Source organism: Sphingomonas sp. GM_Shp_2, from assembly GCF_026540875.1.
GTDB lineage: Bacteria > Pseudomonadota > Alphaproteobacteria > Sphingomonadales > Sphingomonadaceae > Sphingomonas > Sphingomonas carotinifaciens.
This window is the reverse complement of record NZ_JALNUQ010000001.1, coordinates 1-20,385: the sequence shown is the minus strand read 5'-3', so window position 1 is coordinate 20,385 and position 20,385 is coordinate 1. Positions and strand designations below refer to the sequence as shown.

At 63.0% G+C, this 20,385-nt stretch carries 22 protein-coding genes; 2 read left to right on the top strand and 20 right to left on the bottom strand.

The genetic code is table 11. The features are described 5' to 3' along the window. Positions 1-39: 39 nt before the first annotated feature. The 14 genes from virB11 to OXR08_RS00045 all read right to left on the bottom strand — a co-directional run bounded on the left by virB11 (position 40) and on the right by OXR08_RS00045 (position 12,700). Positions 40-1,062: a P-type DNA transfer ATPase VirB11 gene (gene virB11 / locus OXR08_RS00110; protein ID WP_267347029.1), complete on the bottom strand. Its 1,023-nt coding sequence runs from the start codon at positions 1,060-1,062 to the stop codon at positions 40-42. Position 1,063: 1 nt separating this feature from the next. Beyond that, entirely contained in the window at positions 1,064-2,383 is a 1,320-nt protein-coding gene (gene virB10, locus OXR08_RS00105; protein ID WP_267347028.1) for a type IV secretion system protein VirB10, read from the bottom strand. Between the two features lies 1 nt (position 2,384). After that, positions 2,385-3,392, bottom strand: coding sequence for a TrbG/VirB9 family P-type conjugative transfer protein (locus tag OXR08_RS00100; RefSeq protein WP_267347027.1), 1,008 nt, complete (start codon positions 3,390-3,392; stop codon positions 2,385-2,387). 2 nt (positions 3,393-3,394) lie between these two features. Next, positions 3,395-4,072, bottom strand: a complete 678-nt coding sequence (locus tag OXR08_RS00095; RefSeq protein WP_267347026.1) for a type IV secretion system protein — start codon at positions 4,070-4,072, stop codon at positions 3,395-3,397. A 438-nt stretch (positions 4,073-4,510) separates the two neighbouring features. Further along, positions 4,511-5,566: a type IV secretion system protein gene (locus OXR08_RS00090; RefSeq protein ID WP_267347025.1), complete on the bottom strand. Its 1,056-nt coding sequence runs from the start codon at positions 5,564-5,566 to the stop codon at positions 4,511-4,513. Positions 5,567-5,602: 36 nt separating this feature from the next. Then, a complete protein-coding gene (locus OXR08_RS00085; RefSeq protein ID WP_267347024.1) occupies positions 5,603-5,878 on the bottom strand; it encodes a hypothetical protein in 276 nt (91 codons plus the stop codon). Further along, positions 5,875-6,597, bottom strand: coding sequence for a type IV secretion system protein (locus OXR08_RS00080; RefSeq protein ID WP_267347023.1), 723 nt, complete (start codon positions 6,595-6,597; stop codon positions 5,875-5,877). Before OXR08_RS00080 ends, OXR08_RS00085 begins: the two co-directional genes overlap by 4 nt. 1 nt (position 6,598) lies before the next feature. After that, positions 6,599-8,965 carry a VirB4 family type IV secretion/conjugal transfer ATPase gene (locus tag OXR08_RS00075; RefSeq protein WP_267347022.1) on the bottom strand — a complete coding sequence of 789 codons (2,367 nt, stop codon included), beginning with the start codon at positions 8,963-8,965 and terminating at the stop codon, positions 6,599-6,601. Further along, positions 8,958-9,299, bottom strand: a complete 342-nt coding sequence (locus OXR08_RS00070) for a VirB3 family type IV secretion system protein (RefSeq protein ID WP_267347021.1) — start codon at positions 9,297-9,299, stop codon at positions 8,958-8,960. Before OXR08_RS00070 ends, OXR08_RS00075 begins: the two co-directional genes overlap by 8 nt. Then, positions 9,292-9,612 (bottom strand): TrbC/VirB2 family protein, encoded by a 321-nt coding sequence (locus tag OXR08_RS00065; RefSeq protein WP_267347020.1) that lies wholly within the window; start codon positions 9,610-9,612, stop codon positions 9,292-9,294. Before OXR08_RS00065 ends, OXR08_RS00070 begins: the two co-directional genes overlap by 8 nt. Positions 9,613-9,631: 19 nt before the next feature. Next, complete coding sequence (locus OXR08_RS00060) at positions 9,632-10,936, bottom strand: LPD7 domain-containing protein (RefSeq protein ID WP_267347019.1); 1,305 nt, start codon at positions 10,934-10,936, stop codon at positions 9,632-9,634. After that, complete coding sequence (locus tag OXR08_RS00055; RefSeq protein WP_267347018.1) at positions 10,933-11,538, bottom strand: lytic transglycosylase domain-containing protein; 606 nt, start codon at positions 11,536-11,538, stop codon at positions 10,933-10,935. The genes OXR08_RS00060 and OXR08_RS00055 overlap by 4 nt, the downstream gene beginning before the upstream one ends. After that, the gene (locus OXR08_RS00050) at positions 11,535-11,888 is read right to left on the bottom strand and encodes a hypothetical protein (protein WP_267347171.1); all 354 of its coding nucleotides are present in this window, start codon (positions 11,886-11,888) and stop codon (positions 11,535-11,537) included. The genes OXR08_RS00055 and OXR08_RS00050 overlap by 4 nt, the downstream gene beginning before the upstream one ends. Beyond that, positions 11,888-12,700: a muramidase gene (locus OXR08_RS00045; RefSeq protein WP_267347017.1), complete on the bottom strand. Its 813-nt coding sequence runs from the start codon at positions 12,698-12,700 to the stop codon at positions 11,888-11,890. Before OXR08_RS00045 ends, OXR08_RS00050 begins: the two co-directional genes overlap by 1 nt. 225 nt (positions 12,701-12,925) lie before the next feature. Between OXR08_RS00045 and OXR08_RS00040 the strand changes: the two genes are divergently transcribed. Continuing rightward, positions 12,926-13,498 (top strand): helix-turn-helix domain-containing protein, encoded by a 573-nt coding sequence (locus OXR08_RS00040; protein WP_267347016.1) that lies wholly within the window; start codon positions 12,926-12,928, stop codon positions 13,496-13,498. A gap of 300 nt (positions 13,499-13,798) precedes the next feature. Here the strand turns inward: OXR08_RS00040 and OXR08_RS00035 are convergent, their stop codons facing one another. The 6 genes from OXR08_RS00035 to OXR08_RS00010 all read right to left on the bottom strand — a co-directional run bounded on the left by OXR08_RS00035 (position 13,799) and on the right by OXR08_RS00010 (position 20,167). Continuing rightward, a complete protein-coding gene (locus tag OXR08_RS00035) occupies positions 13,799-14,077 on the bottom strand; it encodes a helix-turn-helix transcriptional regulator (RefSeq protein ID WP_267347015.1) in 279 nt (92 codons plus the stop codon). 583 nt (positions 14,078-14,660) lie between these two features. Next, positions 14,661-16,277, bottom strand: coding sequence for a family 43 glycosylhydrolase (locus tag OXR08_RS00030; protein ID WP_267347014.1), 1,617 nt, complete (start codon positions 16,275-16,277; stop codon positions 14,661-14,663). 78 nt (positions 16,278-16,355) lie between these two features. Then, positions 16,356-17,120 (bottom strand): SGNH/GDSL hydrolase family protein, encoded by a 765-nt coding sequence (locus OXR08_RS00025; protein WP_267347013.1) that lies wholly within the window; start codon positions 17,118-17,120, stop codon positions 16,356-16,358. 176 nt (positions 17,121-17,296) lie between these two features. Then, complete coding sequence (locus OXR08_RS00020; protein WP_267347012.1) at positions 17,297-18,250, bottom strand: ABC transporter substrate-binding protein; 954 nt, start codon at positions 18,248-18,250, stop codon at positions 17,297-17,299. 8 nt (positions 18,251-18,258) lie between these two features. After that, positions 18,259-19,254, bottom strand: a complete 996-nt coding sequence (locus tag OXR08_RS00015) for a quercetin 2,3-dioxygenase family protein (protein ID WP_267347011.1) — start codon at positions 19,252-19,254, stop codon at positions 18,259-18,261. A gap of 19 nt (positions 19,255-19,273) precedes the next feature. Further along, entirely contained in the window at positions 19,274-20,167 is an 894-nt protein-coding gene (locus tag OXR08_RS00010) for a VOC family protein (RefSeq protein WP_267347010.1), read from the bottom strand. A gap of 105 nt (positions 20,168-20,272) precedes the next feature. On the opposite strand from OXR08_RS00010, the gene OXR08_RS00005 reads away from it, so the two are divergent. After that, the coding region (locus tag OXR08_RS00005; protein WP_267347169.1) for a LysR family transcriptional regulator at positions 20,273-20,385 on the top strand (113 nt) is incomplete at its 3' end.

Sequence of the window (20,385 nt, the reverse complement as noted above, 5' to 3'; positions counted from 1 at the left end):
TCGCTGCTCCGTACCCACCTGCCGCTCACACGCCCCTCCTCAGTCGCGGGGCTTGCCCGCAGGATCAAACCAGACCTCGGTCATGCGGTAGCGCGCCGGTTGGCCGTCCTCGGGCGGCAACCGATTCATCTGGACCACGATGTCGACCAGCGAGCGCAGCAATGCGCGGATGTCGTGACGGTCGAGATCGTTGCCACCCTCTGACTCCTTCACGAGGAGCGTGAGCTGCTCGAGCGCGCCTTCGGCGGTGTTGGCATGAACGGTGGTGATCGAGCCGGGATGCCCGCTATTGACGTTTCTCAGGTAGAAAAAGGCGGTCCCGTCACGCAGCTCCTGGAGAAGGATCCGGTCGGGGCGCATCCGAAGTGCAGATTCTAAGAGCTCTTTCGCACTTGTCTTTTGCAGGCCCTTGCCATCCTTCGCGTACATCATGTGGACGCGGTTGCGCTGCGGCACGACGAGCTCTCGCGTGTCCTCGATCGTGAGGATCCGCTCATGCTCCGGGATCAGCTTGATGAGGCCCTTCGAAAAGCTGGTCTTACCCGAGCCCGTTGCCCCGGAGATGAGGATGTTCTTCTTCGCCTCGACTGCCAGGCGAAAGAAGCCCTTCCAGTCGCCGACGGCGCGCCGGGTCAGCAGCTCGGCGTCGACCACCTCATGTAGCCCCTTGGCCCGCACCTCGCTGAAGAGACCGGCGGCCGCGAAATCGTCGATGTCCATGGTTACGCCCGACGCCTTGCGGACGGTGATCGAGATGAAGCCCTGCTCGACCGCCGGTGGGACGACCACCTGAGCCCGCTCGCCGCCCGGCAGCACAGAAGAGACGACCGGATATTCTGCGCTGACGTCTTGCTTCGTGCAGCCGGCAATCAGTCGTGCGAGGGTCATGAGCGCGGCATCGTCGAGCGCCGGCTCCTCGTGCCACTCCCACCCAGCGCGGGTTTCCAGCCCGATCATGCCCGGCTCGTTGATGACGAGTTCGGTAACGTCGGGCCGCGCGAGGTGTCGGCTGATCGGCTCGGCATTGTGAGCGTAAAGCAGCGAAGTGGAAGCTGGCGCCATGTCAGCGTCTCAGACGAACTTCGTACACCGAGCGAAAGTCGAAATCCTTCGCGACGAAGATGGCGGCCGTGTCCCCCTGATTCTTCTGCAGGATCGGCCTGACCTGCATCGTCTGCTGGAGAACCGTATTCGCCGTGTCACCCGGCACCTGCGTCGAATAGGTTCCCTCCCCCTGAACCGCACGGCTGGCGATGTTGGATGCATCCTCCAGTACCGATATGACCAAGCCGAGACCGAAGCGGGACCAGAACTGCGTGTCGACACCGCCAGGAAGGCCCGAACGTCCGAGATTGTCACTGGCTGGCGAGCTGAGGTCGATCGCAACGCCGCGCGGGGTCAATGCACGGGTCCAGAGGACGAAAAGGCGGGCCTGCCCTTGCGTGATGCCACCCGAATACTGGCCAAGCACCTTCGTACCCTTGTCGAGCAGCACGATCCGCCCGTTCTCCGAAAAGACGTCGTGATTGATCACGCACGACACGAAGCCTGCCTGGGTCGAGTTGATGGCGGTCTGAAGGGTGCAGGGTATGACCGTCCCCGCACTCAAAAGAAGGCTGCGATCCGCTACCATCGTCGCCCTGACGGTCTGGATCGCGGAGTGGGTCAGCTGTTCACCGAATTCGGTCGTTCCGCTGGCTCTGGGCGCAGCAGCGTCGCCATCGTCTCCAAACCCGCTCGCCCCGAGGTTCCGTCCTGCGACCTCTGACCGCCCTTCAGACCGATCGTTGCCGCCAGGGAGCGGGTCGCGGCCTTGCGAAGCGCCCTCGCTCCCACCCCCGGCGTAATCGGGTGCCGCCGTTGTCGAGCCCAATCCCGTTGCGCCGAAAGCCATGATCGGCGATCGCCGCGCGGCGTCCGCCATGACACGCGCCTGTTCGGCACGCCGCTGCGCGGGTGTCGCCTGGGTGTTGCCGGTCGCGGCGTTTGGCGCGCTAGCGCTCGACGGCATGGCAGTTCCGTTCGCTTCTGTCGTTGCTGGGACAGACGTGATTGGCCGTCCAAAGATGTCGGTCGCAGGCGCGCCCGGCTGCCCGAGCTGGTTGGCGAGCGCGGCGCGTTGCGCGTTCGGATTGCCCATCACTTCGTCAACACTGCGATCGCTGGCTTTGGCCGGCGCTGCCGCGGCGGAGGAACTCGCCGGCCGGTGGAAGGCGCCATAGCCTATGGCGATGCCGCTGATTGCGCCGACGAGGCCGATCCCGGCACCGATCAGCGCGATATTTCCCCAGCCTCCGCTGCGCGCCACGGCGGTCTCCGGATCCTGCGAAGCGACGGGGTCAGGACCAACCGTCCCTCCGCGATCTAAAATCGTCTCAGCCATGCTATTGGTCCTTCACCTTGCGCTCGACGACGTTCGAGACGGTGCCGGTGCGATCGCTGCGGTCGTTGCGGGGAGGGGCCTCGTTGAAGATGCAGAGCACTGACGTGCCCCGACGAAGCCTTAGCTGAGAATAGACTGCGTGTATCACGACGAAATCCTCACGAACGTCGTACGGAACGATGGTCTCGGTGCCGTCCACGTCGATCGCGAAGATCGAGGGGATGTCGGCATGGCCCGGGTAGCGCAGCACCGTGAACTCGCCGTTGTCGGAAACTTCGCTCGGCTGGAGCGCCGCGTCGCCCTGAACCGTATAGTTGATGTTGCGCACGCCTTCGACGACCGCATGGTCCAGCGCGGTCGTCGTGATTGTCGCTTCGACCGCTCTGGCGGCTTGCGCCTGCGCCTGCTGTGCCTGCAGCGTCGCGAGCACCCGTTCCTCGCGCGGATAGCGAAAACGGACACCGTACATGGTGCCGACGGCGCCGAGTGAGAGATTGAAGTGATACGTCCGCGCCGTGCCGCCCGCATTCGTGACGACGATCAGGTTGGTCGGCCCTGCGCGCTCTCGCGGCTTCAGGAAGACGATGTTCCCGACTGGCGCGATCTGCCAGGAGACGGTGTCGCCTAGCGCCGCCTGTGTGATCGTCTCGCCGGGGCCGAACTGGATCTCGATCGCGTGGCGGAAGCTGCCGACGATCGTGACGACCTGGTCGGGATCATAGTTGACGTTGCGAAGGCGAGTGTCCTTTGCACCCGGGCGCGGCGTTTCGGAGGCTGACACAGGGCGAGGAAGCATCGCCGATGCGGCGATGCCGATGACCGACAAGGCGACCAGGCGGTGCCAAATCGCACCGATCCCCCGCCAGAACCGGCTCGCGGCGCCGGCCGGTGTCACCGTCAACTTGCTCGACGACGGCGACAGGCGCTGTTCGACCCTCCTGCGCACTGTCGGAAGAAGCGGGATGACGACAGGATCGCGGCCTTCGTGTTCATCTGATGGACCGATCATTGTCACGCCTCCGGGTCGGAACGGTAATTGACGACCTGAAAGCCAAGCGGATTGATGTTCCGATCCTTCTCGTGCTCTGGAGACGTCGTGAACCTGAAGGTCAGAATGGCGTTCCAGCTCTGTGCGATAGGAGCGCTCTGCCCGTAGGTGATGATCTTGGTATAACGGACCTGCGCCACGGATTGGCTAAGGAAGCTGATCGACCGGATCGAGATCGAAACGAAGCCCCTGTCACCGTAGATGTTCGATGGCGCGTTCCTGTTGCTCGACTGGACGCTGTTTAGATAGCGCTGCGCCTCCGCCTGATCGCTCATCAGCATGACGGCATAGGCGTTCTCGCGAGCGGCATCGTTCAGCCAGCCCTCGCGCAGCCGCACATATTGCGAGATGAAGTAGCGGTTCACCGCCTCCTCATAGGTGCGAGGCTGCGGTCCCTTCAGCGCGGTGACGATCTGCGTCTCGCCGGACGACCTATCCACCCGAATGACATAGGGCTGCACCGTTTTCAGCGGTGCCAGCATCGCCACAGCAAACACCGCAACGATCGCCAGCAGGACCGCAATCACAGCGATCACCCAAGCGAGCTTCTCGCGGCCTGCGGCCGCCCGGAAGCGATCATATTCCCAGGTCCGTGAGACCTCGAAATACCTATCTTTGTTTTCGGCCTTCACCGCCGGCATGTGGTCGTTCCCTTGGTCAGCATGAGCGGTAGGACGGGCCGGCGATGCGCTTGGGCACACGCGGCGCAGCCGCTCGGCGTGTCGTTGCTCCGCTCCGCGGAGAAAGCTGAGGACTGGCCGGGTCGGGCGCCGGCTTCATGGTCGCCGGCGATCGTGGTAGCGGCTGCGGCCTGGATGCAGGGCCCGGCGCGACCATCGATATTGGTCCTGCCTTGGATCCAGGCACCGGGATCGGCAGCGTCGGCAGCACAGTGCCATAGACGTTCGCCGGTCGACGGTGCTTGCCGTCGCAAACGGCGAGCTTTCTGACCGGTGTGCCGGCACACCCGGCCAGCGCGAACATCCCGATCACCACCAGGGCTGACCTTCTCATATAACCTCCGATGTCGATAACGTCCGATTTGCGAGCGGGCTTGGGTGGGGGGCTCATCGACGCGATCATCCGGCGCGGTTGATCGAGCCGCCGCCCGCGGCGCGGCTGGCGGGAGCGGCGGCTTGGGTGGCCCGCCGGAACATCAACCGGTTTGCCATCATGTTCGCGCCCGTCATCAGGAAGCCGTGGCCGCCCGACGAGGCGCCACCAGCGATGCCCGCGGCGATAGCGGGAGATTGGAAGAAGAAAATCGACCCAACGATGTAAATGGCGCAACAGGCAAGGGTAGCGGTTACGATTACACCGATGCTCAACGTGATGTAGGTGTTCTCCATCGTATTGAAGGCCGAGCCATCGCCTATGGCTTCAAGGATGCTGTTCATCGCTGCCTCCTGCAGACCGGTGATGAACTTCGTCATGATCGCCATGACGACCATAAGCAGAATGTAATTAGCGGACTGTTTCAACCAGCCATCGAACAGCCAACGAGACGAGTTGAAGAGGAGGCACGCCAGCGCAAGCGGTGCAAGCGCAACGCAGATGGCCACCGCCAGCTTCGCGAAGATGACGATGCAAAAGCCGATCGCGGCCGAGAGATAGGCAAAGGCATATAGGATGATGACGCACCCATAGGTGATGATCGTGCATTCGAGCTGGATGAGCGGCGTCTGAAAGTCGGTTAGACCACGAGGAGTCTGGGATTGCACACGTCCATTGGCCTCAGCCATACGCGACGCGAGCTTGCCGGTGTCGGCGACATAATTGTCGAACGTTGTCCCCGGATTTGCGACGGCTGTACCCGATCCAGCCGAAATGATTTCACCCGGCAGTTCGGTCGCGATGTTCACGACGAACACGGTATACCCGACCGTGCTGGCGGCCGCGAGCGCGAACCCCACCTTGGCAGCCTGGAAGACCAGTTCCCGAAGCGGGGCCTGGATTGCGCCGCGAAGCACGGCGAAGCCCAAGAGCAGAAAGTAGATGGTGGCCGCCAGCGCGAGGGGAGCGGCGACAAAGGCAACCAGGCCCGAACCGAAACTAGCGACTGCGCCTGCGATCGCGGACTCGACATAGCCGTACATCGTGGTGAACAGCGACATCACATCGATCGGTGTGGCCATCTTCTGAATTTTCCTACCAGACTCTCTTGCGGCGCTTCACTTTCGCTTAGAAATCGAATCGAAGAAGTCCGCATCGGCATTCGACGACTTTCTCAGCGCGACCGTGGCGACGGCTTGATCGGTAGACGTGCAAAGGTTCGCCTTTTCTGTTGCGGCCAAATGACTGTATTCACCGGTGCCGCACTTGGCGCGCCACTCGTCCAACAGTTTGGGATTATCGGCCAACTGTTGTGCCGTAGGAACGGTCACTTGCTGCTGACATCCACACAAAAGCGAGAGAGTGGCCAGCCCGAGAACGTTACGCATCATCATTTCCTCGTGGAGTTCGCGCGGAAGAAGGCAGCATCATTTCGGGAGGCCGAGAGCCGCGCGGCGCTGATGGCCAGATTGGCCTCACCCGCCTGCGCCATCTGAATGGCCTGCATCTTCAGCATGTCGTTTTGCAGCTGCGCCTGCTCGACCCCGATCCGCGCCTGGAGATCCATGACGTCCTTCGGGTCTCTGGCTTGCGCCAGCCGCTGCCGCAGAAGGTCCAGCCCCTCCGTGCGGGTTTGGGCAACGGCAAGCGTGTTCTGACCAAGGGCCGCGGTCGTCGCGGCGGATCCGGTCGAATCCTTGAGCGCCTGCGCATATGCTGTGTCGGCGTCGGAGCCGGTCGGCCTCATGGCGTACCGGGACTGGATATTCGACGCGATCGTGCCGATCGTGCCGAGCTTGGCGATATCGCCGCTCGCGATAGCGCTCAGATCGCTCTTGCTGATTGGCAGGATGTTGCGAACCTGAGGCAGGTTCAACGCGGACGCGATTTCGCTCGTGTCGGTCAGTTTCCGCAGTGATTGGAGCTGGCTCGAAGCGGTCTGGATCTGCTGCCGGCCCTGGTCGACAATCGTCAGGGTCTGGCGGGCCGTCTGCAAGGCCTGGAGATAGGTCGTCGTGTCGAACACCGGAATGCCCTGCGCCGACGCGGGCGCGGCGAAGGCGACAACCGCGGTCGATGTCGCAAAGGCGATCAAGGTGCACATCATCCTCATCTCAGCTTCTCCTCTCATTGGCGTAGAATAGCGGCAGCCAGTCGTTCGGATTGGCACCGGCGCGGGCGATGGCTTCGTCCATCGCGATCAGCGTCTCCGTACGCCCGGACAGCACCTTCAGCTCGTCGGGCATGTTCCCGAGGTCCAGCCTGGCCACGATGGAGGCATGCCCCTGCTTGACGAGGAAGCATCGGCTCTCGGGCGTCAGGTCCTCGCGGATCAGCCGGTATTCCGCGTCGGTCAAACCCAGGCCATCGCAATAGTCGGAACGCTTTGCATCCGCGTTGGGCAGAAGGATCTTCGTTGCGGTCTGCTCAATGATGGAATGGGCGATTGGTGAGCGCAGGGCATCCGCCGGTGACTGGGTGCCGAAGACCAGGAACGCATTGCGCTTACGGAAGGTCTTGAGCCCGTCTTGCGTGAACGCCCGAAAGGCGTCGTCCTGCAGCGCTTTCCAGAACTCGTCGATGTCGACGACGACCCGCTGGCCATCCAGCAGCTCGTTCACACGGTGGAACAGGTACAGCATCGTCGGCGTGCGGATCTCGGGGTTCTCGAGGAACTGGGTCATGTCGAACCCGACGAACCTTGCCGAGAGCGACACCTCGTCGACCGGGCCATCGAACGCCCAGCCGAGCGCACCGCCGGAACACCATCGCTCGAGCCGCGCCCCGATCCCTTCCGCATCCGCATAGCCAAGCATCTCGCGTAATGCTGCGATTGAGCGGGCCGGGGCGGGAAGGCGCATCACGGCGCCGATACCCTCGTCGATCAATCGCTCCTCAGCGACCGTGAAGGGACGACCCTCGCGCCGAACCAGCACACGAACGAACTGGCGCAGAAAGGCGATGCTGTCCTCGCTCGGCGTCAGCCCCTTTAGCGGCGCGAAGCCTGTCGGTTCGCCATTGCGCAGCGTGAGATAGGTGCCGCCACAGGCGCGCACGAAGATTTCTGCGCCACGGTCCTTGTCGAAGAATATCTGACGCGCACCTGTCTTCTCGAGCTGCGCCTGGAGAAAGTTCTGGAGCACGGTCTTCCCGGCACCGGTCGGCCCGATGATAAGCGTGTGGCCGATGTCGGCGCGATGAAAGTTGAACCAGAAGGAAGAGCCGGCGCGCGTCTTGAGCAACGTCACCGCGTCGCCCCAGTGATTGCCCGATCGCCGCCCCGCGGGGAATGTGTAGAAAGGGCTGAGCGCAGCGAAATTCCGGCTGTTGATCACGGCCGGCCGCGCCCGCATTCGGAAGTTGCCGGGGAGCTGAGCCCAGAACGCGGCCTCGAGCGCGACATCCTCGCGTGCCATCACCATCCCCGTATCCGCCGCGGCCGAGCGCGCGATCGAAAGCCGGTCGAGCAGCCGCTGCGGATCGTCGTCGATGACCGAGATGGACAGGTGATGCTCGCCCATGACGAACCGGTTCGCCATCAATTCGTCCTGGCCGTCGAGCAGCTCCAGCGCCTGGCTCACGCCGGCATCGTCCGAGGACGTCATCTGCTTGTACTTTTTGGAGAAGCGTTCGCTGGCGACCTGTTTGACAAGCGGCGCGAAGCTTTGGGTCAGCACGAAGGGGAAATCGAGCTTGAGCAGGCTGTTGAACTGCCCGGTTCGCGTGCTGGCGACATATTCGCGGACGCCGAACATTCCAAGATAGTGCGATTTGTGCGGCAGTCGAATTTCTGCCGCCTCGCGTCCGAACACCACGCGCGACTGGTAGAGCGCCTGTCCCAGCCGACCATCGAGCAACGGGACGCGGATGCGATCGCCCGTCAGGACGAAGTGAAGCACCTCCATCGGTCGGGAGAACAGGACACCATCATGCTCGTACATCGACAGCCGCTCCGGCGCGGCATCGGCGAGCAGGGTTTCGAAGTCGCGGCACTTGTCTGCCATGATCGTCAGCGCACGCCGATCGACGTCGACCGGGCTTCTCCGGCGGCCGAAGAACCGGGCGGCTTGGTCGCCGGCCGTGGTGGACGGCCGCACGACGAGGGTCACGTAAAATTCGTTGTGGTAGAGAACCCTTTCCTTGAGCGATCTCGAATAGCGGTCCTGCAGCTGCCGGGCGAAGTCCGAATGAAACTCGCCGTTCAGCACCGGATCGGTCGCAGCCCGGACAAGGTGGGTCCATAGTGCAACGCGATCGTCGCCGATCGATCGCCACGTGACGTTGAGTTTGTTGTGCCACGTATTGAGATCGGCAACGTCGCTGGTTTCGAACGGCCGCCCGTCGACGCGGTACATGCGCATGAGCGAGCCGTCTTCGAGCGCCACGACCGTATCATCGACATGTCGCGTATAGGGTATGAACTTGATGTCGTCGGCCTCGCGGACAGCGATGCGCTTGTGCTTTAGCTTGGTATCAGTCATTGCCGAACTGCTTGCGCTTGACGGCCTTCCCTAGGCGAACGGGAGAATAGCTCCCGCCACCCCAAAACTTTCGGTTCTTCGAGAGAAACACCGTCTGAAACCACAGGCCCCAAAGGCGGAAGGCATTGTAGTCGTAATGAACGATCATTCGGGCCGGAAAGTATAGCGCGCCGAAGATTGCTGCAGGGTAAAGTGGATTATGCAGCAAGGCCCAAGCCACCATGCTGACCATCATGATTGGCATAACGGCCTCAAGCGGCAGACCCATGAAAACTGCTGGACGCGTCAGCGCTAGGAAGACCTTGTCTTCGGCCGGGCGCTCGATGTCAGCCACTGGCGCTTGCAAACCAGCCAACGATCGTCGCCGCAGAGAAGATAATTCCGAGACCCACGAGGACTGACACGGCCCGGCTCCAGTCCATGCGTCCTGTCAATTTCATGTAGCCTACGGCGATAACCGCAATAGCACCTACGACCGTCGTGAGGCCAATGAGCCAAGATGGTATTTGCTCAAGGCCATTCTCTATTGATGTCGACTGCGCTAGCGCAGGCTGAGCGATGACGATCATCGCCATCGCGCTAGCGATGCGGACCAGTTGCCGTGTTCGGGCATAGGGCATCAGCCGCCCCAGCTTCTCGTATTTCATGCGGATCTCCATCAATTGACTACCTCTCTAGGTCGGGTCGGGGCTGGACCGGTTCGATTTGACGAACCGGGGTGGTCTCGCGGACTGAGATATCGAGACCGCGACGCAGCACGTCCGAGATCATCTGGCGGCTTTCGAGGTTCGCGGACGCTATGCGGTTCGCATCCCCCCCGAAAACCTCTCCGATGTGGAGCTCCATCGCCACCTGAGCTTCCCGCGCGCCTGCCAGCCGCGGATCGCTAGCGACGCGATCGCGGGTGCCGCGCAGGAAGGCGTCGGCCAGATCTTCGCTCTCGCGACGCCGCTTCATGAGATCCTGGTCGCCCGCGGTTTGTCGGACCGGCTCCTGCTCGGCGGGCCTGCTGCGAGCGGCATCGATCTGATGTGCTGATGTCGGCTGCGCCCGGTCGGTTTCGGGCTCGCTCGCAATTGCCACCTTATCGTCTGCCTGCGCGCGAAGGCTGTCGCGGTGCAGCCCGGATCGCACAAGGTAGATTGCGTCGGCGACATCGCCGTCCCAAGCGCCGCCTGCGCCGAGCGTGCGCAGCGCCTCCGGCGTATAGCCCGAGCGCTCGAACGCCGTCACGAGGGTTGGACTTTCAAGGGCTTGATCGAGGGTGCTGGTTAGCGCCTTCTGGTTCTCCTCGATACGCTCGACATGAACCTCCCGAGCGATGGGCGGCATGTTCGCCTCTGACGTTTCGTCGAGGCGATACCGGTCGTCCGACAGCGCGCTGATCCGCAGTAGCAGTCGGTTGTCACCATCCGAGAGGCCACGACCGTCGTCGCGGAGCGCCTGAACTTCTTCATCTCTTTGGGACGAAGCCATGGCGCCTGGACTGGCAGGGAGCTCGGGGCCATCCATTCCTGGCGCAGGCTCAGCGTGTACCAAATCTGCTGCCTCTTGTTGGCGTTCGGTTGCCGGGCGCCGCGCCTGCTCGACGCGCTCCTGCTCGCCAAAGCTCGGTTCATAGCCGCGGACTGTCAGTCCTTCGCGAGTGGCGGCCTCCCAGATGGCCTTCCGAAACACAGGCGATCCGTCGACCGCGATCCGCTCCCAACCACTATGCTGGGCGATCTTGACGAGCGCGGCGACGGTCTCGGCGTCCTCGCTCCGAGCGACGATGCGATCGTCGGTGATTTCGATCGACGGACCATCACGGTCGGTAGGCCGGAAGAGGCCGACCCGTTGCTCTCCATCCGCACCGTCGACGATCCGAACTTCGTATCGGGAGGCAAGCGATGGGGGCAGTTCAAACCCGACCGGTACGTTCGAAGCGTCGGGCTCGCGGCCATCCTGCACGATGCTGTTCGCGATGCTCACTTGAACACCTGGACCGTGCCCGGCCGGAGTTGCCCGACCACCCAGTCATTGGCTCGAGACGTCGGCGAGACGGGCGCAGGGAAGGGGGCGTCTGCCGCATCCGCCCCGCCGCCCGGCAGCACTGGCGCCCTATCGATCGTGCCGAGACTCTTTGCCGACGACCAGAGTCGGCCCACGTAACCGTTACGAAACCCGCGGGTCAGCCTCCCGGTGTTATAGAGCGAATAGGTTGCGGAGATCGCGTCGATCCCGGCGTAGTAGCGGCTCGCGACGGCAAAGCTGCGCTGCAGGATGAGAGAGGCGAGCCGGAGATTGGCGCAGGGCTCGAACACCTCCTCGATCGTTACACCCAGGCGGGCGAAGTTCATCGAATTGATCTGCGCCAGCCCGACATCGACCGTGGACCCGGACGCGATGTAGCGGCGTACGACCGCAGCGCCTTCCGCAATCGACCGTACGCGAACGCGTGGACCCTTGTTGATGTTAATCCGCAGTGCATCGCCGCCACTCTCGGTGACGACGAGCGGGACGATCGCCTCCGTCGCGATGTCTGGCGCGCATGTCCTTGCCAAGGCGATTATGGCCGGGACGTCGTAGATCACCGCGGCGTCACAGTCTGGTAGCGCGTGTCGAGTTGATAGCGGGATGTTGCGCCGTCTGACCGGGTGACGGTGAGAGCGTAGCCATGCTTCGTCTGGCGGGTTCGAACGCCGACCCCAATGCAGGTCGGGAACACACCGCCCAGCGCCAGATGCTGCCATAGCTGCGTAACCGGTGGCACGCACGCAGCGTACGTCGTCGGGGACCCCGGCGTTGCCAGGCAGAGGACGACTTCGCAGCCCCAATCGGAAGCGCGCGCTGTTTGCGGCGTCGCGATCGCGACAATGGCTGCGACAGGAAGTGCGAGGCTGATGGCCTGACTGCAAAACCGTCCGATAACCGGTGACAGCATCATCCACCTCCTCGGAGAGCGCGCCATTCTGCCATCGCAAAAACGTCCCAGGCTGGAGGCGCTTCTTGAACAGTTCCATGGGCAGGCAGACGGGCACCGCGTTGGTCAGCTGCCGCTATCTGACGCCTCAGTCCGACGCCGACGATCCAATCTTCCCCGCTCTCGACCGTCTGCATTTGGTCGAGGTTCTGCCAGGGCAACGCAAAGGCGATATGCCAATGGTTCGCGTGTCCTCGGTCGCCCGGCCCGAGCAATTCGATGAGTTGAACACCGTGTGCTGTCAGTAAGGCGCGTATCTCGGCGCGACTGACAGCGCCGACGCCGCCTGCCGGAACGAAGTCGATCGCCTGGCCGACCTTGTGCCAACTGCGTTGTGCGCCATAGGTCGCGTTCGTTGGCCGGATGGTGTCGGTGATGCGCGCTCCGAAGGATTGGCGGAGTAGCGCCATAACATCCGACAGGGCCGCCGGACCGATGCCATAAGGTGGGTCGGTCGGTGCGTTGACACCTGCAAGCGCGCAAGGGTCGAACACCAAGCGAGGGGCGACGCCATAAGTCGTGAGGTCGCGCCCACTAAGCTCCAGAGGTCCTGCGGCGAAGTCCGCGCCGAGGCTGAGCAGCTCACGTACAATCTCCTCGGCGTCTGCCGCATTCCGGGGCTCACTCGAGAGGTGCGCACCGCTGTTCACTACGACCCTAAAGGTTGGTGCTGCGGGCGATGCGGAGGCCCCGAGCAGCGCCGCGCAGAGCTGGATCGCTTTCGATGTCAAAGCCGTAGGAAGCACGATGCCCGCTAGATCTCCATAGTCCAAATAAACTCCTAGACTATATTGACGCTATCCGCAACTGACTGTTTTGGCTGCATCGCTGCTTGAGGAACTGCGATGGCGAAGGCCATCGCGAATGAGCGGGCGAGGGCAGCGACGTTTGGTCGCCGCTCATGTTGCTCAGATTCGGCGGCTGACTTAATAGACCCGGCGTCCGGACGACGACGTCGCGCGACACAAGCGCGCCAATGATCGAGGAAGGGGCACGGGTTGAGCAAGACCATCGCGTTTCTCGCGGAAACCCGCGGTTCGGCGACAATCGAAGAGCAGCAGGCCGCAATGAGCTCCAATGCGCATATCATCGTCGCTGGCAGGCAGAGCTTCAACAAGCTCGGCGACCTGCTCGCGCGAAGTGGTCTCAGGCTCGAGGCAGGGGATCGGGTCTCGGTATATGACCTATCATGCATCATGATTTCCACAGGTACGCTCCTGCGGATCATCGGCCGGCTGCTTCGCGACGGAGTGGCTTTCGAGATCGTCACAGCCGGCATCGTGATTGGACCGGCGGCAGACGATAAGCTGCACGCGTTAGTGCGCGCGTTCGATAGCCATCAACGCTATTTGCATGGGCTAAAAACCCGCCCCGAGACGGTGGCAAGAGGACGCAAGCCGCTGCTCGATCCAGAGGCACTCGCAACCATCAGGACGAGGTTAGCGCAGCCAGGTGCGACCGCGACCAGTGTTGCTAAATCACTTGGGGTTTCGCGATCGACCTTATTTAATTTCCTCGAACGCCACGAACGTGGTCGTCGTTTGGAGCAAGAAGGTCGGCGAGTGGAATAGCAAGAATTTCTGCAAGCGTGCTCATCTCGCTAAGCGTGACGCACGCTGGCCCGCCGAGTAGCACTTCTTCCAGTCGTTCTGGCGACAGATTTGCCCGATCGGCCAACTCGTCAAACGAAATGCCTGATCGATCTGCTATCGTCGCGACGTTTTGGCCGAAGCGTCTTCGCAACATTTGACCGTCGGTCACGCGATCACTCCCACCAACGGCAAGTAGCTTGCGTCAGCCTGCTTATGGCTATCATGGCTTGAGATGCTAGGTGGACGGGAACACAGTAACAACGGTGTATTTGGTAGAATCTAGGGATCGATCTGGAGTTTCTCTGTACCGCGGCTCGTCGCCGGACGAAGCATGTCCCAGACCTCGAGGCCTACGACCTCCGCAAATCTCGCCAGCAAGTCGAGAGTTGGATTGGCCTGTCCCCGTTCAACCTGTGAGACATAGGCGGCGGTGCTGCCTGTTCGCTCAGCCAGCTGCCCCTGCGTCAATCCAAGTTCGCGTCGTCTTTGCTTTAAACGATCGCCGAACAGGATAGCTGCGGCGGATTTGACATTATCGGCGATGATGACCTGCGGCATGCGGCGTTGCTATCAAAGTTTCCCTGCTTGGCCCATTGGTAACCGAAAAAGCCTAACACCGGTAGCGTTGGTTGCGACGATCTGGTTTCCGAACCGAACGTTCGGACCGAACGTACGGCAGCAAGATGTGAGTTTCGCCGATCTCGCAAGCCGGGGCGTGGCCCGTTTGCAATTCCGCTCGGTTTCGTCAGATCGCCGACGGCTCCAAGCAAGCCTTGGTCGAACGGCGGTTTACCGTCGGTCAACGATCACGTGCGTGACGTGTGCCTCAACGAAGCGCTGTTCCCGTCTCTCAACACGTCGAAACGGATCATTGAGGCATGGGGGATCAATAAAAACAACGCGTATCCCCACAGCAGCCTTCACGGCATCGAACGCACCGGATCTACTGCCACCCATGCAAAGGCAGTGGAAGATTATAAGCTACTTTATTTGTGGCATCAGAACAAAAAGCAAGTCCCGCCTGCGCCTTACCATTACTGCGTTGAGACGTCATTACCAGCTCCGCACCGTTGCCGGTTCGGCAAATCACCGTGAAGGCCATAGTCTCCATGGATAGTAATGAGATACCCGAATTCTGGCACTAATCTAGGGCACGATACTGTAGGGAACGAAATACTGCCTCGCCGCCTATCGCAAAAATTGCAGGGCGTAGGCTTAAAAAGCCATCGCCGATGTTATGGTTATAGCCAGATACCTCGAACGAACTGACGGTCTCCCACTTATGCCCGTCACTGCTGCGACGAAAGGTTGCGACATCGTCTACATTTTCGACCCGCATAAACATGCGGCTACCATTTGCCGGTCCGGCGGGTGGAAACATCTGTTCCGTTCCGACCTTGTAAGCATGAAGTTGCCCGTTGGAAATGCCCACGCCGCAAAACAGCTTATCGTTGTAGAACAGTAGAAGCCCGGCTTCGTCGGCGGTGGCCAAATCGATATCTACGGTGACCGAATAGCGATGGTCGCCGGAAATCATAGCCAAGGGACTGCTGGTTGCTATGCTGTTCCCAGCCCCCTTTAGATGCAGGGCATTGTTGGCTAGCCGAACGCGATCAAGATAGCCCGGTTTGGGATCGTAGAACGAAAGCCGGGTTCCGAATGCCGCTTTGACGAAGTCGTCGGACAGCGAAAATCCCTTCGGTCGGTCAATGGATTTGCCGGGTTTCGGCAACGGACGCCTGAGATCACCGCCAAGCGCCCTTGGCCAACCGGCCCGGTCCCAGACAAACGGATCGAGCAGCATCTGACGGCCAAGCGTGCGGCGGTTGTTCTCATAGCCGTGATAGGCCAGCCACCAACCACCGTCAGGTCCTTCCACGGGCGTCGCATGGCCGCGGGACCACCAGGGTTCGTCCCGGGTCGCAGTACGTACAATCGGGTTGTGCGGACAATTTTCCCAAGGGCCATCGATGGACCGCGCGCGGGCGACCACGACCATATGACTGGTCGGCGGCCCAGCGGTGCCGCCCTGACCGGAAAACATGTAGAACCATCCGTCGCGCCGAATTAGCTTCGGCCCCTCAAGCGCAAAGCCCTCGATGACCCAGTTGTCGGGGATCGGCCAGCCTTGATAGACTTTCTCGACCGGCCCGTCGCGGTGCAGACCATCGGCACTGATCGCGACCCGGTGGCCGTCGTTCAAGAACAGGTAGCGCCGGCCATCCTCGCCCACGACATGGCCCGGATCGATATAGCCGTCGATGCCCATGTCGACGGGTTCGCTCCATGGTCCGGTCATCGCCTCGGCATGGCAGACGAAAATCTTGAACGGTGGACCCTTTGGCGGACCGGCGGGGGGGACGAAGACCGGAATGTACACGAAATAGCGGCCGTCGTGCCGCGCCAGATCGACCGCGAAGACTGAACCAATCGGCTTCTCTACGACCGGGCCGACCGGAGTCCAGTTCACCAGATCGCGCGAATGCCAGATGCAGACTGCCGGATAATAGACGAAGCTCGAAAAGGCCGCGTAGTAATCGTCCCCGTCCTTCAGGACGTTGGGATCGGCGCGATCGCCGGCCAGTACTGGGTTGATGTAGGAACCGTTGCCAAGATCGGCGCGGCGCTGCCCCTCGGGACCCGGCTGCGGGCCGGGTCGCGGCGCGGCGGCGAGGGGCGGTGCCGCAATCGTCGCGGCAACCGCCAACCCCCGTTTCAGCGCGGTTCGACGGTTCGGCAAGTTGGTCGGGTCATCCATTGTGATCTTCCAATATTTGCTTGCAACGCGGTCATGGAGTGAGGATCTGCGGATCGATCGGGATAACCGATCGGCCGTCTACCCCCTACGACCGATCCGCTCAGTCAAGCGGTCGGCAATCGCTGCCATTCCCTGTGCATTCGGATGATAGGGTACGAAGAAGGCGCTCCCGGGCAGCGGAAAGCCGCTGACCCATGGCTGTGCGCTACAGGCGTCGTGGTTTTGCGACACGTCGGACGCGCGAAGGACTTCGGCACCGCCCTTTGCAGCTGCACGTCGAGTGATCGCGGCCAGCCTTGTCGCGATGGCGCGACCGGCACCGGCTTGTTCGGCGGACATCGGCGTCGCAGCACATCTTCCGACTGCCGGCAGGACCGACAGATAGTCAACGAAGACAAGGCGTGCCTTTGGCGCGCGTCTGCGGACTTCGGCGATGATCTGCCGAAGCGAACCGTCGAGCTTGGTCCAGTCCGCCTCGCTTACCCGCGGCGGCTCGGGACACTTGCCGCCCGGTGCGCCGGGGGGCGGGACAGCGAAGCTGCGGCACGATGCCGCTCCAAGCGTCCCGATATATCCCACGTCGTTGCCGCCGATGGTGATGGTCACGAGCCCGGTGTCGCTGGTCAGCGCGTCGAGCTGCGGCGGCAGTTCGTTCCATGGCCCGACCACATGGGCGGTCGTCGCCCCGCTGCAGCTGACGTCGGTCAGTTGCAGGCGAAGCCGGCGGGCAAGAAGATGTGGGTAGTTGTCGTTCGACCGGGCGCAGCGATTGGCTGGCGTGTCGGCGGACGATGCGACGCCCGGCCCGGCCGCGAACGAGCTTCCTATCGCGACGTACCGCATGCCCGGCGTGGTAACGTGCGACACAGGCGGACCGCTGCCGGCACAGCCCGCCAGCAACAGCGCGCTCCACAATGTCATGGCATGCTTCGCCGAGAATCGTCGACGACATCGCATAGGAGGGCCTCCTTGCCCGGCCGACGGCAGGGGCAACCTGCCGATCCCCGTTCCAGGCATATTCACGAGAAAAGATCGTCCACGGTCAGGTCGGACGGACACAGCCCGTCCAGCGCGGCATATCGCAGCAGCGTTTCGAGGACGTGGCGATTGTCGTCGAGGCCGTAGGTCCATGGATCCTGTCCCAACGCGCGATGGGCCGCCATCGCGTGATCGTTCAGCCACGGCAGGGCAAGCTTCGGGAAGTCGCGCGAGACGAGGTCGGCCGCCGCCAACCGCCGGGCTTCGTCAAAGGCGCCGTACAGCGCCGGCAGGATATCGGGACAGGTTTCCACGAGGGTCCTGCGCACGACCAGCAAATGCATGATCGGGAAAATGCGCGTCTGGCGCCACCATGCCAGATCGGACTGACGGGGGTCGCGCCAGAGCCGATCGACGGGCGCGGTTCCGTTCAGAAAGCAACGCGGCGCGCCGGGGCTGATAACCGCATCGATCGTCCCGTCCGCCAGCAGGCGATCCAGCGTCGCCGGTGACCGTTCGATCCGGATGCCGTCAAGGGGCGCCATCGACACGCGGTCGTCCAGCACCGGCGCATGCAGGCCGGCGGTGACCCAGCGGACGGACTGTCGGGATACGCCATAGTCGTCGGCCAGCAGACCGCGCAGCCAGACGCCGGCGGTCTGCTGATAATCGATCAGCCCGATCGTTCGTCCCGCCAGATCGTTCGGGGCGACGATGCCGCGATCGGTGCGCACATACAGGTTGGCATGGCGGAAGCTGCGCGACAGGAACACGGGTACGCCGACATAGTCGCGCCGCCCTGCGCCGACCGCCGCGATATGCGACGCCATCGACAATTCGGCGACATCATATGCCGCGTCGCGCAGGACGTCGCGGAACAGCCGCTGCGCCTCGACAATATGCAGGACAGCCGCATGTCCTGCGATCGCGACCCTGCCGTCGAGCAGGGCCTCGATCCGGTCGGAAAAGGTGCAGCCGATCGACAGCGTCGCCATTGCCGTCGTTACCCGATCGTCGCGTCAATGCCGTTGAGGCTGCCCGGCGCGACGACGTCCGGTTCCGCCATGACGGGGAAGTTGAAGCCCGGCGTCCGCGCGCCAACCGCCGCCCACAGGGCAGCACCGTTGCCGCCGCTGGTCGCAGCCAGCCAGCGCGCGCTGCCGCTGACGATCCGCGTTGCATAGGCGGTGCCGGCAGGAATGTTGACCGCATCGCCACCGACGACAACGTGCGGCTCGCCATCGATCGTCACCTCGACCGATCCGTCGAGCAAATAGAGGAACAGATGCGTCGCGCGGTGCCGGACGACGGGCAGGGTCGCGCCGCGTCCACCCTCTATCACCCGCATATCCAGCAGCTCGTTGCTTTGTTCGGCGCCCAGCAACTGCGTCGACAGATGTCCACGCCATGCCTGCCGCGTACCATAGCCCGCGTCGAGGAAATAGGAGGCATGGGCGTCCGGCAGCTGGCGATCGGCATCCGACAGCGGCGTGGCGTCGGTATAGACCGGTGCGTCGACGCGCATGATGCGGTGCTTGCCCAGCGCCGGGCCCATTCGCGAAAAATCGAAGGGCCGTCCTTCCTCGGGCAGACCGGTCAAGCCCCACACCTCGCCGGCATCGACAAAGAATTCTTCCCAGCCGCCCGGGGCGACGATGCCGAAGAAGCGGGTGCGGGGTGCGACGCTGCGATAGCTGTGGGTGTCGCCAGGGCGGACATAGGCGAAATCGCCCGGCGTCAGGACCCGCGATTCATCGCCGCACCACACCTGTAACCGGCCGCGCGTGCAGTACCAGGTGTCGTGTTCGCGCTCATGCCAGTGCATCGGGATCGGCCCCCGATCGAGCGGGGCGTCGCACACCACCGCACCGAAGCCGCCGGCCGTCTCCTCGACGCCGGCCAGCGTGCGGATGACCTGTCCGGCGACCAGATGCGCCGGGCCGGTGCCGTCGCGCAGGACATAGGAGGTGTTGCCGGGCAAATGGGGGGCGTCGGTCATCAATCTCTCTCCTGACGGGTCAACGGACGAACGGAATGGCGAGCTGCGCCGCCTTGCATTCCGTCGTCTTGGGCGGGGCGATGCCCCAATGGTCGGTGCGGCCGGGCGGCCAGGTCCAGTCTTCGGGGGCGCCGACCCGATATCCGTCGTCGACCTGCAGCACCTCGGCGGTATATTCGACCACGAAGCCCGCCGGATCGACGAAATAGGTGAAGACATTGTCGCCGGGACCATGGCGACCTGGTCCCCAACCGATCGGGAAGCGATGATCGACCATCCGCCCGGCGGCGCGCATCACCCCTTCCCAGGTCGGCAGTTGGAAGGCGACGTGGTTCAGCGTGTTGACCGGCGCATCCGCGATCACGACCGAATGATGATCGGCATTGGTGCGGACGAACGCCATCATCTTCGACCGGTCGGTCAGCGTAAAGCCCAGCGCATCGACGAAGAAGGCGGTGTCGCGCGCCACGTCGTCGCTGTTGATGTTGACATGGGCCAGCCGTTCGGGCCGGTCGATCGCAGCGGCCAGTGGAACGACCGGGCGGTCGTCCTGCACCAGCCGGATGGTCCGCTCGCAGCCATCGGCGATGATCGCGATCGCGCCGCCACCCGGTTCGTCGGCGGGCTGGAAAGGCTGGAGCAGCCGTGCACCGCCGCCGGTCGCGCGTTCCAGCAACGCGTCGGGATCGGTCATGGGGTCGAGCCGCAAGGTCATCGACCGGATCGCCGCCGCATCGCCGGCATGCAGCGCCAGGATTTGCGCATCGCTGCCAGTACCGCGCAACCATGCCGATCCGGCACGGCGCTCGGCCAGCGTCAGACCCCAGATGCGCGTATGGAAATCGATCGCCGCATCAAGGTCGGGAACGACGAGATCGACGCTGCGCAGGGCGGTGACCGGGAAACGGGCCATGGTTCCTCTCTCGACGCCGCGTCATCGCGGTCTTCGTGCAGACTGTATTGCGCCGGGCGCCACCATGTAAAATAATAGATACCTAAGCATCTATAGGACATGACTATGATCGATCCACGATTGCTGCGGACCTTCCTGGCGGTAAGTCGCGAGGGATCGATCAGCGGCGCGGCGCGGCGGCTCAACATCTCGCAGCCCTCGGTCTCGGTAGCGATCGG

What these genes read in the sequence shown, in the direction of transcription:
- virB11 (WP_267347029.1), bottom strand. Translation starts at nt 1,062, where the DNA reads ATGGCGCCAGCTTCCACTTCGCTGCTTTACGCTCACAATGCCGAGCCG.
- virB10 (WP_267347028.1), bottom strand. Translation starts at nt 2,383, where the DNA reads ATGGCTGAGACGATTTTAGATCGCGGAGGGACGGTTGGTCCTGACCCC.
- OXR08_RS00100 (WP_267347027.1), bottom strand. Translation starts at nt 3,392, where the DNA reads ATGATCGGTCCATCAGATGAACACGAAGGCCGCGATCCTGTCGTCATC.
- OXR08_RS00095 (WP_267347026.1), bottom strand. Translation starts at nt 4,072, where the DNA reads ATGCCGGCGGTGAAGGCCGAAAACAAAGATAGGTATTTCGAGGTCTCA.
- OXR08_RS00090 (WP_267347025.1), bottom strand. Translation starts at nt 5,566, where the DNA reads ATGGCCACACCGATCGATGTGATGTCGCTGTTCACCACGATGTACGGC.
- OXR08_RS00085 (WP_267347024.1), bottom strand. Translation starts at nt 5,878, where the DNA reads ATGATGATGCGTAACGTTCTCGGGCTGGCCACTCTCTCGCTTTTGTGT.
- OXR08_RS00080 (WP_267347023.1), bottom strand. Translation starts at nt 6,597, where the DNA reads ATGAGGATGATGTGCACCTTGATCGCCTTTGCGACATCGACCGCGGTT.
- OXR08_RS00075 (WP_267347022.1), bottom strand. Translation starts at nt 8,965, where the DNA reads ATGACTGATACCAAGCTAAAGCACAAGCGCATCGCTGTCCGCGAGGCC.
- OXR08_RS00065 (WP_267347020.1), bottom strand. Translation starts at nt 9,612, where the DNA reads ATGAAATACGAGAAGCTGGGGCGGCTGATGCCCTATGCCCGAACACGG.
- OXR08_RS00050 (WP_267347171.1), bottom strand. Translation starts at nt 11,888, where the DNA reads ATGCTGTCACCGGTTATCGGACGGTTTTGCAGTCAGGCCATCAGCCTC.
- OXR08_RS00035 (WP_267347015.1), bottom strand. Translation starts at nt 14,077, where the DNA reads ATGCCGCAGGTCATCATCGCCGATAATGTCAAATCCGCCGCAGCTATC.
- OXR08_RS00030 (WP_267347014.1), bottom strand. Translation starts at nt 16,277, where the DNA reads ATGGATGACCCGACCAACTTGCCGAACCGTCGAACCGCGCTGAAACGG.
- OXR08_RS00025 (WP_267347013.1), bottom strand. Translation starts at nt 17,120, where the DNA reads ATGCGGTACGTCGCGATAGGAAGCTCGTTCGCGGCCGGGCCGGGCGTC.
- OXR08_RS00020 (WP_267347012.1), bottom strand. Translation starts at nt 18,250, where the DNA reads ATGGCGACGCTGTCGATCGGCTGCACCTTTTCCGACCGGATCGAGGCC.
- OXR08_RS00015 (WP_267347011.1), bottom strand. Translation starts at nt 19,254, where the DNA reads ATGACCGACGCCCCCCATTTGCCCGGCAACACCTCCTATGTCCTGCGC.
- OXR08_RS00010 (WP_267347010.1), bottom strand. Translation starts at nt 20,167, where the DNA reads ATGGCCCGTTTCCCGGTCACCGCCCTGCGCAGCGTCGATCTCGTCGTT.